The following is an 11,925-nucleotide window of genomic DNA, read 5'->3' as shown; positions in this document are numbered from 1 at the left end:
AGGCGCTGCTGCAGATGGCCGACCGCTTCGGCAGCCGCGAGACCGACGGCCTGCGCGTGAAGCACGACCTGACGCAGAAGGAGCTGGCCCAGCTGGTGGGCGCCTCCCGCGAGACGGTGAACAAGGCGCTGGCCGACTTCGTGCACCGCGGCTGGATCCAGCTGCAGGGCAAGTCCGTCGTCGTCCTCGACGAGGAGCGCCTCCGCCGCCGCGCGCGCTGACGGAGGACCCCCTCGCCCGGCGAGGGGCCTGACGCGAGAGGCCCAGGACCGACCAGGTCCTGGGCCTCTCGCGTGCACACCGTCCCGCGGGACGGCGGGGTTCAGCGGAGCTCGACGGTCAGCTCCACCTCGACGGGTGCGTTCATGGGCAGCTCGGCGACGCCGACGGCGGAACGGGCGTGCTGCCCGGCCTCGCCGAAGACCCGGCCGAGGAACTCGCTGGCCCCGTTGACCACCCGGGGCTGGCCGCTGAAGCCCTCGGCGCTGGCGACGTAGCCGACGACCCGGACGACCCGGGCGACGGCGTCCAGCCCCACCAGGTCGTCGATGGCGGCCAGGGCGTTGAGGGCGCAGACCTTGGCGTCGGCGGCGGCGTCCTCGATGTCGACGGCGCCGCCGACCTTGCCGGTGCGCCGCAGCCCGCCGTCGACGAAGGGCAGCTGACCGGAGGTGAAGACCAGCTGGCCGGTGCGGATGGCCGGCACGTAGGCGGCCACCGGGGCGGCCACCGGGGGCAGCCGCACACCGAGCTCGGCCAGCCGGGCGGTCCAGCTCGTGGGCTGGTCGGGGGCGGTCATCAGTTCGTCGGGCGCTTCAGGTAGGCCACGAGCTGGGTGCCGGAGTCGCCGCTGGGCAGCACCTGCACCAGCTCCCACCCGTCGACGCCCCAGGAGTCCAGGATCGCCTTGGTGTTGTGGATCAGCAGCGGGATGGTGGCGTACTCCCAGGTACGACGGGACGGTTCGCTCATGCCGCGACGCTAGCGCAGGCTCGCACCGGGCCGGACCCGGCGACCGCTCGTACTCTCCTGGGAGTGACCTCCCAGCCTGCGCCCGTGCGGTGCCACGTCGTGACCGGCAAGGGAGGCACCGGCAAGACGACGGTGGCCGCGGCCCTCGCGCTCTCCCTCGCCACCGGCGGCCGGCACGTGCTGCTGGTCGAGACCGAGGGACGCCAGGGCATCGCCCAGCTCTTCGACACCCCGCCGCTGCCCTACGAGGAGCGCCGGGTCGCCGTCGCCCGCGGCGGCGGCGAGGTCAAGGCGCTGGCGATCGACGTCGAGGCGGCCTTCCTCGAGTACCTGGACATGTTCTACAACCTCAAGCGCGCCGGCTACGCCCTGCGGAAGATGGGCGCGGTCGACTTCGCCACCGCGATCGCCCCCGGTCTGCGGGACGTGCTGCTCACCGGCAAGATCAAGGAGGCGGTGACCCGCCGCGGCAAGGACGGTCGCCTCGTCTACGACGCCGTCGTGGTCGACGCCCCGCCCACCGGGCGGATCTCCCGCTTCCTCAACGTCACCGGCGAGGTGGCCGGGCTGGCCCGCTCCGGACCGATCAAGAGCCAGAGCGACGGCGTGATGGCCGTCTTCCGGTCACCGCAGACCGCGGTGCACCTGGTGACCCTGCTGGAGGACATGCCCGTGCAGGAGACCGCCGACGCGATCGACGAGCTCACCGCGCTGCAGCTGCCCGTGGGGTCGGTCATCGTCAACATGGCCACCGAGCCGCTGCTGCCGGCCGACGTCCTGGCCACCACCGCCGCCGGGGAGCTCACCGCGGCCGCCCTGCTGCCCGCGCTCAGCGCCGCCCACGTGTCCGGTGGCGCCGAGGTGGCCGAGGCCCTGGTCGCCGAGTCGGTCGAGCACGCCCGGCGCTGGCAGTCCCAGGACGCACTGCGCGGGGACGTCGAGGCGCTGGGCCGCCCGGTGGTCGAGCTGCCGCTGTCCTCGTCCCCCATCGACCTCGGCTGCCTGTTCGAGCTGGCCGAGCGCCTCGGCGACCTGCAGCCGGCGGTGGCGGCGTGAGCGCGGCCCAGCCGCGCCGGGCCTCGCTCGCCCCGGCCCTCGACCTCGCCGCCCTCGTCTCGGACCCGGCGACCCGGATCATCGTCTGCTGCGGCTCCGGCGGGGTGGGCAAGACGACGACGTCGGCGGCGCTGGCCCTGGCCGCCGCGGAGGCCGGCCGGGAGGTCGTCGTCCTCACCATCGACCCGGCCCGCCGGCTGGCCCAGTCCCTCGGCCTGGTCGAGCTGGACAACGAGCCGCGGCTGGTCGAGACGCCGGGGGCCAGCGGTGAGCTGCACGCGATGATGCTGGACATGAAGCGGACGTTCGACGACGTCGTGTCCGCGCACGCCACGCCCGAGCGGGCGCAGGTGATCTTCGACAACCCCTTCTACCAGGCGCTGTCGTCCTCCTTCGGGGGCACGCAGGAGTACATGGCCATGGAGAAGCTGGGTCAGCTGCGGGCCAGCGAGCGCTGGGACCTCGTCATCGTCGACACCCCGCCGTCGCGCTCGGCGCTGGACTTCCTGGACGCCCCGAACCGGCTGTCCCGCTTCCTCGACGGCACGATGATCCGGCTGCTCACCGCCCCCGCGCGGGCCGGTGGCCGGGCCGGCGTCCGGCTGGTCGGGGCGGGCTTCGCCCTCTTCAGCCGGATCATCAGCAAGATCCTGGGCGGCCAGCTGCTCAACGACATCTCCGCCTTCGTCTCCGCACTGGACACCATGTTCGGCGGCTTCCGCGAGCGCGCCGACGCCACCTACCAGCTGCTCCGCCAGCCCGGGACGGCGTTCGTGGTCGTGGCCGCGCCCGAGCCGGACGCGCTGCGCGAGGCCTCCTACTTCGTCGACCGGCTCTCCAGCGAGGGCATGCCGCTGGCCGGCCTGGTCGTCAACCGCACCCACCCGCCGGCGACGACGGGGCTGTCGGCGACCCGTGCCGAGGCCGCGGCCGAGGCGGTCGCCGAGGCCGGCGGTCCCGGCGCCGAGCTGGCGGCGGGGGCGCTGCGGGTGCACGCCGAGCGGATGACGGTGGCCATCCGTGAGCAGCGGCTGGCCGACCGGTTCAGCAGCGCGCACCCCGAGGTCGCGATCCGCACCGTGCCGGCCGCGGCCGGCGACGTGCACGACCTCGAGGGCCTGCGGGTGATGGGCCGGGCACTGCTGGCCGACGAGGACGACACCGGCACCGGCACCCCCCGCAGCCGGGTGCTGCCGGCACGCCCCCCGGCTGCCTGACCCCCGGGCTCAGCCCAGCAGCGCCCGGGACGTGCGCAGGCCGGCGCGGACGTCGTCCAGCTCGCCGGCCTCCGACCACAGCTCGGCCCACTCGTTGTCGTCGTCGGTCAGGCCCCGGTCGAGCACGGCCCGGGCCAGGTTCCGGAGCGGCCCGGTGACCGGCACCCGACCGGCGTCCAGCACCTCCTGTGCCGTCGGGTCGGCGGGCCGGACACCACCGGCCACGCAGGCGACCAGCACCGCGGCCGCCAGCCCGGCGCTCATCTCCGGCGACTCCAGCTCGCCGTCCCGGTCCAGCGCGGCGGACAGCGCCTCGTGCAGTGACGCCGCCGGGTCGGCGCTCTCCCCGAGGTCGCCGACGAAGTCAGCCGCGTCGTCGGACTCGAAGACGTCGGTGCCCCAGCTGCCCATGCGCGCGAGTGTCCCCGGCGGCGGAGTGGGGGTGGGGCGGGCGTGACGCACGGTGCACCTGAGCACCCGGTGTCCCCCGATCGTGTCCTGGTCACCGGCGGGTCTGGACCGTGATCGTCACGCCCCGTTAGCGTCCGCCCGACCTGTTCCGTCGGAGGGATGACACCCGCATGAGCACTGCCCCCGAGATCGACGCCCCGCCCGGCGACACGACCACGACCGCACCCCCGCTGGGCCTGTTCGGGACCGGCACGGTGCCCGCGGCCGCGGACCTGCCGGTCGAGATCCCGGTCGACCTGACCGGCATGGACGCCGACGACCGGGCGCGCACGAAGGTCATCACCTCGGCGATCCGGCAGCGCTCCCAGGAGCTGCGCCGCGACCACCCGGTGCTGCGCCACCAGGACGCGCTCGGGCTCGCCGCCTTCTCGGTGGCCCTGCTGGGCTTCGTCGGCAGCGGCGCGCTCTACCTGACCGGCGTCCTGCCCTGGTACGTGACGCTGTTCGTCTCCGCCGCCTTCGCCGCGATCGGCCACGAGGTCGAGCACGACCTCATCCACGCCCTGTACTTCCGCCGCCGCAAGGCCGTGCGCTACGCCCTGCTCTACGCCGTCTGGGCGTTCCGGCCCTACACGATCAACCCGGTGTACCGGATCCGGCTGCACCTGCGGCACCACGCCTACTCGGGCCTGCCGGACGACATCGAGGAGGTGTCGATCACCAACGGCAAGCCGTGGGGCCTGGTGCGGCTGTACAGCCTGCTCGACCCCTACGTGCCGGCGATGATCCGGATCGTGTCCACGAAGCCGGTCGACGAGGAGGACGCGCTGTGGCGGCGCACCATCCTCAAGGCCAGCATCGGCCTGACCCCGGTCGCGATCACCATCTGGTACGGCTTCCTCGTCCTGCACCTGGCCTCGTGGCTGGGCGCGGCCGTGCCCGCCGGCCTGCTGCACGCGCTCACCGTGCTCACCGTCGTGTGGGTCGGCCCCAACGTGTGGCGCGGCTTCTGCCTGCACTTCATCAGCAGCAACATGCACTACCAGGGCGACGTCGAGCAGGGCAACGTCCTGCAGCAGACCCAGGTGTTCAACAAGTGGTACCTGGCGCCGTTCCAGGTGTTCTGCGCCAACTTCGGCAGCACCCACCCGATCCACCACTTCTACGTGGCCGACCCGTTCTACGTCCGCCAGCTCATGGAGCGCGACATCCACCCGGTGCTCGCGGCCAACGGCGTCCGGTTCAACGACATGGGCACCTTCGCCCGGGCCAACCGGTACGCCAAGGACTGACCGGCACCGACCACGACGGGGGCGCTCCTGGGACCAGGCTGTGAGCGCCCCCGGCGCGTCGCCCGGCGGGCCCGCGCGTCGGGTCCCGAGCCGGACACGGGGCGGGCTCGGACAGGTACCTTGGCCTGCGATGTCCGAGTCTGCTCCCTCCCGTGTCGGCGCCCTGGCGAAGCTCCTCATCGCCCTGGTCGTCGCCGGTGGCCTGGTCGCCGCCGTGCTGTTGCCCTTCGTCGGAGGGGCGGGCCTGATCGCCCGCAACTCGACGACACTGCTCGACGCCCTGCCGGTCGAGCTGACCGACAAGACGCCGAACGGGAACACGAAGGTGCTGGCCGCCAACGGCGAGCTGATCACCGAGTTCTACGAGAACAACCGGACGCCGGCAGCGGCGGACCAGATCGCGCCGATCATGAAGCAGGCGATCGTCGACATCGAGGACTCGCGCTTCTACGAGCACAAGGGCGTCGACGCCCAGGGCACCCTGCGCGCGCTGGCCAAGAACCTGGCCGCCGGCGGGGTCCAGGAGGGTGGTTCGACGCTCACCCAGCAGCTGGTGAAGCAGACCCTGCTGCAGACGGCCCCCACCGCGGCCGAGGCGCGGGCGGCCACCGAGCAGTCGGTGGGCCGCAAGCTCAAGGAGGCCCGGCTGGCGCTGGCCCTGGAGCAGACCTACTCCAAGGACGAGATCCTCACCCGCTACCTCAACATCGCCTACTTCGGGCACGGTGCCTACGGCATCGAGGCCGCTGCGCGCACCTACTTCAGCGTCGGCGCCGCCGAGCTGACCCTGCCCCAGGCAGCGGTGCTGGCCGGCCTGGTGCAGAGCCCGACGAACGACGACCCGCTGCTCTACCCCGAGGCCGCCCAGACCCGGCGCAACCAGGTGCTGCAGCGGATGCACGACCTCGGCCACGGCGGCGGCGGTCAGGTCGACCAGCCGATGACCGACCAGGAGCTGACCGACCTCACGGCCGCCCCGGTCCAGACGGCCGAGGGTCCCCGGCCGCCGAACGGGTGCGCCAACGCGACCATCGCCGGCTACTTCTGCGACTTCGTCAAGGGCCAGCTCAACGGCCTCGGCCTGGACGACCGCGAGCTCGCCAACGGCGGCTACACGATCCAGACGACGCTCGACGCCGACCTGCAGCGCTCCGGCGACAGCGCCGTGCTGAACACCCTCCCGATGGGAGACGCCCTGGCCGGCACGTTCACCGCCGTCGAGCCGGGCACCGGGAAGCTGCTGGCGATGAGCGTCAACCGGCGCTTCGGCTGTGAGCGTGCCGTCGACCGCGCCTGCGAGGCCGTGAACCTCAACGTCGGGGCCAGCAAGGGCGCCGGGTCCACCTACAAGGTGTTCACCGCGGCCGCCGCGCTCATCGAGGGCTACGGCGCGAACTACACCCAGACGACGCCCGAGCCCTACATCTCCAAGCTCTTCAAGGACACCGACCCCGACACCGGCCGGCTGCGGCCCTGGCCGGTGCAGAACGTCGGCAACAACTACCCGCCGACGCTGAACATGCGCGACGCCCTGGTGCGGTCGTCGAACACCTACTTCGTCGCCCTCGAGGACAAGCTCGGCAGCGTCGAGAAGCCGGTGCGCACCGCGCAGGCGATGGGCCTGAAGTCCCTGGACCCGATCGCCGACGAGATCATCGCCCAGAACCGCGGGTCGTTCACCCTCGGCCCGGACGCCACCAGCCCGCTCTACCTGGCCAGCGCGTACTCGACGCTGGGCGGCAACGGCACCCAGTGCGACCCGATCGCGGTGACCCAGGTGCTGACCTCGAACGGTCAGCCGCTCACCGGCGACGACGGCCAGCCGCTGGTGAAGAACGACAACTGCACGCCCGAGGCCATCCCGCCGGGCGTGGCGACCACGCTCAACCAGATCCTCATCGGTGACACCGAGAGCCCGTTCGGCACCGCCCGGACCGCGGCGATCCCCGGTCACCAGATCGCCGGCAAGACCGGTACCGCCCAGGACAACATCTCGGTGACCTTCGTGGGCTACACCCCGAAGTACTCCGCCAGCGTCATGGTGTTCAACCCCACCAGCAACGACAACGTCGGCGGCTTCGGTGGTGGCAAGGGCGCGACCATCTGGCGCGACGCCATGCGGCCGATCCTGACCAGCCAGGCGCCCACCCCGTTCCCGGAGGCCGACCCGGTCGTGTCCGCGGGCAACCGGCCGGCGGTCCCCGGCTGCAACAGCGCCAGCGTGTGCGAGGACACCCTGCGTCAGGCCGGCTTCCGGCCCGTCACCTCCCGGGTGAGCAGCTCGCAGCCCGCCGGCACCTTGCTGGGCACCAGCCCGTCCGCCGGCTCCGAGGCCGAGGCCGGCCAGGTCGTCACCATCCGCGTCAGCGACGGGTCGGGTGTCCGCACCCGGGCTCCCCGTCCGTCCCGGCCGGCTCCGGCTCCGGCTCCGGCGGCGCCTGCCCCGGCACCCGCCCCGGCGCCGGCTCCGGCCCCCGCGCCGGCTCCGGCCCCCGCGCCGGCCCCAGGCCCCGCGCCGATCCCGCAGCCGCCCACCGGCTGACCGTCAGCCCCGACTGACCGACCCACGAACGACGACGGCTCCCCGGTCACCGACCGGGGAGCCGTCGTCGTCGGTGCCCGCCGCAGGCCTGCGCGGCGGGACCCTGCTCAGCCGAGCTGGCGGCGCACCTCCGCGGCGACGCGGCCGCCCTCGGCCCGGCCGGCGACCCGGCCGGTGACCGCGCCCATCACCTTGCCCATGTCCTTCATCCCGGTGGCCCCGGTCGTGGTGACGACGTCGGCGACCAGCGCGGCGAGGTCGGCGTCGGTGAGCTGGGCGGGCAGGTAGGCGGCGACCACGCCCTCCTCGGCGCGCTCCCGCTCGGCCTGCTCGGTCCGGCCGGCACCGGCGAATGCCTCGGCCGCCTCGCGGCGCTTCTTCGCCTCGCGACGCAGCACCGCCTGGACCTCGTCGTCGGACAGCTCGCGGGCCTCCTTGCCGGACACCTCCTCGGCGGTCACGGCGGAGAGCACCATGCGCAGGGTCGCGGTGGTCAGCTCGTCGCGGCCCTTCATGGCAGTGGTCAGGTCGGTACGCAGTCGGTCCTTCAGCTCGCTCACGCTCCGCAGCCTGCCACCTCACCCGGCAGTGGGACGACGCAGTTCCTGCGCCGCCCTACGCTGCGGGCATGCGCACCACGACCGCCGTCCCCGCAGCCGTGCTGGCCACCGGAGCCGCCACGGTGGCCTACGCGAGCCTGGTCGAGCGGACGCGGTGGACGCTGCGGCGCTTCGACGTCCCGGTGCTGCCGCCGGGCTCGGCCCCGCTGCGGGTGCTGCAGCTGTCGGACCTGCACATGACCGCGGGGCAGACGGGCAAGCAGGCGTTCGTCGCGGGTCTGGCCGCGCTGGAGCCGGACCTGGTGGTCACCACCGGGGACAACCTGGCCGGCGCGGACGCCGTCCCGCCGACGCTGCGCGCCCTGGAGCCCCTGCTCGACCTCCCCGGGGCCTTCGTGCTGTCCAGCAACGACTACTACGGCCCGACGCCGAAGAACCCGCTCAAGTACTTCAAGAAGGACCACCGGAAGGTCTTCGGGGAACCGCTGCCCTGGCAGGAGCTCCGCGACGGCATGACCGCCCGCGGGTGGCTGGACCTGACCAACACCACCGGCGGGCTCACGGTGGCCGGTGTCCGGATCGCCTTCGCCGGGGTCGACGACCCGCACCTGCAGCTGGACCGGTACGACGAGGTCGCCGGCCCGGCCGACCCGGGAGCCGACGTGCGGTTGGGCCTGGTCCACTCCCCCGAGCCCCGGGTGCTCGACCGGTTCGCCGGCGACGGCTACGACCTGCTGCTGTGCGGGCACACCCACGGCGGCCAGCTGCGCATCCCCTTCTACGGGGCCCTGGTCACCAACTGCGGCATCGACCGGCAGCACGTCCGCTGGCTGCACCGGTGGACCGAGCCGACGGCGGCGCACCCGACCGGCACCTGGCTGCACGTGTCGGCGGGGCTGGGCACCAGCCCGTACGCGCCCTACCGGCTGGCCTGCCCTCCGGAGGCCACCCTGCTCACACTGACCCCCCGCGCGTAGCCCGCCCGCCGGGTCCCTGCGAGGAGGCCGAGGGCATCGGTTACAGTTGTCGACGCACCTCGGGGTGTGGCGCAGCTTGGTAGCGCGCGTCGTTCGGGACGACGAGGCCGCAGGTTCAAATCCTGTCACCCCGACCAGCCACTCAGGGACCGCCTCCGGGCGGTCCCTGAGTCGTTCGCGGCACAGTTTCCGTACAGGCCCCGGCGGGCACAGTGGCCGCTGATGACCGAATGGCTGCTCCTCCTCGCGGCTGTGCTGTTGACCGCGCTCACCGGGTTCTTCGTCGCAGCCGAGTTCTCCTTCACCTCCGTCGACCGCGGCCAGGCCGAGCGGGCCGCAGCGGCCGGCGACAAGGGCGCTGACGGCGTCCTCAAAGCACTGCGCAGCCTGTCCACCGAGCTGTCCGCCGCCCAGCTCGGGATCACGCTGACCACGCTGATCGTCGGCTTCCTGGCCGAGCCGGCGCTGGGCGGGCTGCTGGAGCCGGTGCTCACCGACCTCGGCCTGCCCGAGGGGGCGGTCGCACCGATCGCGGTCACCGTGGGCATCGCGCTGGCGACGTTCCTGCAGATGATCCTGGGCGAACTGGGGCCGAAGAACCTGGCCATCGCCCGGCCGCTGGGCACCGCCGTCCTCGTCGCCCCGGGCATGCGCCTGTTCACGACGATCACCGGCCCGCTGGTTCGCGTCCTGCAGCGGCTGGCCAACGCGATCGTGCGCCGGCTGGGCTTCGAGCCCAAGGAGGAGCTCGACGACACCCGCGGTGCCGAGGAGCTGGCCGCGGTCGCCCGCCGCTCGGCCGAGGAGGGCGACCTCTCCCCCGTCGCCGCCCGGCTGCTGGGCCGCTCGCTGGGCCTGCGCGACAAGTTCGCCACCGACGTGATGACCCCGCGCACCCGGCTGTGGACGCTCAGCGCCTCCGCCACCGCGGCCGACGTCATCGACGCCGCGATCCGCTCGGGCAACTCCCGGTTCCCCGTCTACGGCGCCGACCTCGACGAGGTCACCGGCGTCGTGCACGTGAAGAACGCCGTCGCCGTCCCCGAGGAGGAGCGGCTGCAGCGCACCGCCGGGGAGCTGGCGGCACCGGTGCTGGCCGTCCCGTCGTCGCTGCGGCTGGACCCGCTGCTGGACCTGCTGCGCGAGCAGGGCCTGCAACTGGCCCTCGTCGTCGACGAGTGGGGCGCCACCCACGGCATCGTGACGCTGGAGGACATCGTCGAGGAGCTGGTCGGTGAGATCACCGACGAGACCGACCGCCCGCTGCGCCAGCTGCGCCGGGACGGCGAGGACTGGGTGCTGTCGGGCCTGCTGCGACCCGACGAGGTGCGCGACCGCACCGGCATCACCGTCCCCGAGGGCCGCTACGAGACCGTCGCCGGGTTCGTGGTGGAGCGGTTGCGCCGACTGCCCGAGGTGGGTGAGCAGGTGGCGATCGAGGGCTGGATGCTGACCGTCGCCGAGGTCGACGGGCGCCGGCTGTCCCGGCTGCGCGCCACCCCGGTGCCGGTCGAGGAGGACCCCGACCTCACCGACGAGTCGCGCCACTCCGGCGCGACCGCCAGCCGTGAGCGGGAGGTGGCGCAGGCATGAGCGACATCGTGAGCCTCCTGATCCTGGTGGCGCTGCTGCTGGGCAACGCGTTCTTCGTCGCCGCGGAGTTCGCCCTGGTGTCGGCGCGGGCCGACCAGATCGAGCCGCGCGCCGAGGCCGGGTCCGTCCGGGCCCAGAAGACGCTGGCCGCGATGCGCAACGTGTCGCAGATGATGGCCGGCGCCCAGCTGGGCATCACGCTGTGCTCGCTGGGGCTGGGCGCGATCGGCGAGCCGGCCGTCGCGCACCTGATCGAACCGGTGCTGCACGCCGTCCACGTGCCCGACGCCCTGCTGCACCCCATCGCGCTGGTGATCGCGCTGTCGCTGGTCACCGTGCTGCACATGGTGCTCGGCGAGATGGTGCCCAAGAACATCACCATCGCCGGCCCGACCAACGCCGCGATCGTGCTGGGCCCGCCCCTGGCGTTCATGGTGCGGCTGCTCAAGCCGTTCATCTGGTTCTTCAACACGGTGGCCAACGCGTTCGTGCGGCTGTTCGGCGTCACGCCGACCGACGAGGTGGCGGCCAGCTTCGACCGGACGGAGATCCAGTCGATGATCACCCAGTCCCGGAAGGAGGGGCTGCTGGGCACCGAGGTCAGCGAGCTGGCCGCGGGTGCCCTCACGTTCGAGCAGCACGACGTCGGGTCGGTGCTCATGCGCGTCGAGTCGCTGGTCACCGTGCCCCGCGACTCCACGCCCCGGCAGCTGGAGGCCGTCGTCGCCGAGCACGGCTACAGCCGCTACCCGGTGCGCGGCGCGGACGGCGAGCTGACCGGCTACGTGCACGTCAAGGACATCCTGGGCTCCGGGCCGAGCATGCGGGACCACGTGGTGCCCGACCAGTCCGTGAAGGCCTTCGTCGAGCTCACCCCGGCCGAGCCGCTGCCCGAGGTGCTGCAGGAGATGCGCCGCTCCGGCTCGCACCTGGGCCGGGTCGTCGAGGACGGCCGCACCATCGGCCTGGTGGCCCTGGAGGACGTGCTCGAGCAGCTGATCGGCGACGTCCGCAGCGCCGACGTCGTCCCGCCGAAGCCGACGCCGAGGCCGAAGGCCCGCGGGCGGACGTCGGCTCCGGCCGGGGCGGGTGCCGGCGGGAGGTGACCTCCCGCCGGCCCCGGCTCACCGGCGGGCGAGCCGGGGCGGGAGCACCATCCGCCGGACGTCGACCAGGGCGAGCGCGGCCAGCCCCAGGACCGGCAGCAGGGTGACCTGCAGCAGCCCGGCGCCGGCCCAGTCGAAGGCGGTCTTCCCCGGCTCGGTCGTCCGAGGGGTGGTGGCAGAGGACATGGGGCACTCCTGA

The 11,925-nt window shown here is 73.4% G+C and carries 13 protein-coding genes and 1 tRNA gene; 9 read left to right on the top strand and 5 right to left on the bottom strand.

The features are described from left to right. On the top strand, positions 1-221 hold a 221-nt coding region (locus O2W14_RS14010), incomplete at its 5' end, for a Crp/Fnr family transcriptional regulator (protein WP_269176717.1). Between the two features lie 101 nt (positions 222-322). Here O2W14_RS14010 and O2W14_RS14005 read toward each other — a convergent pair. Beyond that, positions 323-799: a RidA family protein gene (locus O2W14_RS14005; protein WP_269176716.1), complete on the bottom strand. Its 477-nt coding sequence runs from the start codon at positions 797-799 to the stop codon at positions 323-325. Then, positions 799-972: a hypothetical protein gene (locus O2W14_RS14000; protein WP_170311040.1), complete on the bottom strand. Its 174-nt coding sequence runs from the start codon at positions 970-972 to the stop codon at positions 799-801. The genes O2W14_RS14005 and O2W14_RS14000 overlap by 1 nt, the downstream gene beginning before the upstream one ends. Before the next feature lie 99 nt (positions 973-1,071). Between O2W14_RS14000 and O2W14_RS13995 the strand changes: the two genes are divergently transcribed. Both O2W14_RS13995 and O2W14_RS13990 read left to right on the top strand, forming a co-directional pair. Beyond that, the gene (locus tag O2W14_RS13995; RefSeq protein ID WP_269176715.1) at positions 1,072-2,028 is read left to right on the top strand and encodes an ArsA-related P-loop ATPase; all 957 of its coding nucleotides are present in this window, start codon (positions 1,072-1,074) and stop codon (positions 2,026-2,028) included. Beyond that, on the top strand, positions 2,025-3,245 hold the full coding sequence (locus tag O2W14_RS13990; RefSeq protein ID WP_269176714.1) for an ArsA family ATPase: 1,221 nt from the start codon (positions 2,025-2,027) through the stop codon (positions 3,243-3,245). The genes O2W14_RS13995 and O2W14_RS13990 overlap by 4 nt, the downstream gene beginning before the upstream one ends. A gap of 9 nt (positions 3,246-3,254) precedes the next feature. Here the strand turns inward: O2W14_RS13990 and O2W14_RS13985 are convergent, their stop codons facing one another. After that, complete coding sequence (locus O2W14_RS13985) at positions 3,255-3,656, bottom strand: DUF4259 domain-containing protein (RefSeq protein WP_269176713.1); 402 nt, start codon at positions 3,654-3,656, stop codon at positions 3,255-3,257. 170 nt (positions 3,657-3,826) lie between these two features. Here O2W14_RS13985 and O2W14_RS13980 point away from each other — a divergent pair, with 170 nt between their 5' ends. Both O2W14_RS13980 and O2W14_RS13975 read left to right on the top strand, forming a co-directional pair. Beyond that, positions 3,827-4,948, top strand: a complete 1,122-nt coding sequence (locus O2W14_RS13980) for a fatty acid desaturase (RefSeq protein WP_269176712.1) — start codon at positions 3,827-3,829, stop codon at positions 4,946-4,948. A gap of 130 nt (positions 4,949-5,078) precedes the next feature. Beyond that, complete coding sequence (locus O2W14_RS13975) at positions 5,079-7,490, top strand: penicillin-binding protein (RefSeq protein WP_269176711.1); 2,412 nt, start codon at positions 5,079-5,081, stop codon at positions 7,488-7,490. 107 nt (positions 7,491-7,597) lie between these two features. Here O2W14_RS13975 and O2W14_RS13970 read toward each other — a convergent pair whose 3' ends face one another. After that, positions 7,598-8,050, bottom strand: a complete 453-nt coding sequence (locus O2W14_RS13970) for a GatB/YqeY domain-containing protein (RefSeq protein ID WP_269176710.1) — start codon at positions 8,048-8,050, stop codon at positions 7,598-7,600. A 68-nt stretch (positions 8,051-8,118) separates the two neighbouring features. Here O2W14_RS13970 and O2W14_RS13965 point away from each other — a divergent pair, with 68 nt between their 5' ends. The 4 genes from O2W14_RS13965 to O2W14_RS13950 all read left to right on the top strand — a co-directional run bounded on the left by O2W14_RS13965 (position 8,119) and on the right by O2W14_RS13950 (position 11,726). Continuing rightward, positions 8,119-9,027: a metallophosphoesterase gene (locus O2W14_RS13965; protein WP_269176709.1), complete on the top strand. Its 909-nt coding sequence runs from the start codon at positions 8,119-8,121 to the stop codon at positions 9,025-9,027. Positions 9,028-9,087: 60 nt separating this feature from the next. Continuing rightward, positions 9,088-9,164, top strand: a tRNA-Pro gene (locus O2W14_RS13960). A gap of 85 nt (positions 9,165-9,249) precedes the next feature. Next, positions 9,250-10,620: a hemolysin family protein gene (locus tag O2W14_RS13955; protein ID WP_269176708.1), complete on the top strand. Its 1,371-nt coding sequence runs from the start codon at positions 9,250-9,252 to the stop codon at positions 10,618-10,620. Then, positions 10,617-11,726, top strand: a complete 1,110-nt coding sequence (locus tag O2W14_RS13950) for a hemolysin family protein (protein ID WP_269176707.1) — start codon at positions 10,617-10,619, stop codon at positions 11,724-11,726. The genes O2W14_RS13955 and O2W14_RS13950 overlap by 4 nt, the downstream gene beginning before the upstream one ends. A gap of 18 nt (positions 11,727-11,744) precedes the next feature. Here the strand turns inward: O2W14_RS13950 and O2W14_RS13945 are convergent, their stop codons facing one another. Further along, positions 11,745-11,912, bottom strand: a complete 168-nt coding sequence (locus tag O2W14_RS13945; RefSeq protein ID WP_269176706.1) for a hypothetical protein — start codon at positions 11,910-11,912, stop codon at positions 11,745-11,747. Positions 11,913-11,925 lie beyond the last annotated feature (13 nt).

The sequence above is a fragment of the Modestobacter sp. VKM Ac-2986 genome (assembly GCF_026967795.1).
Classification (GTDB): Bacteria; Actinomycetota; Actinomycetes; order Mycobacteriales; family Geodermatophilaceae; genus Modestobacter.
Note: the sequence above shows the minus strand (reverse complement) of the source record. Positions and strands in the feature narration are given on the sequence as shown.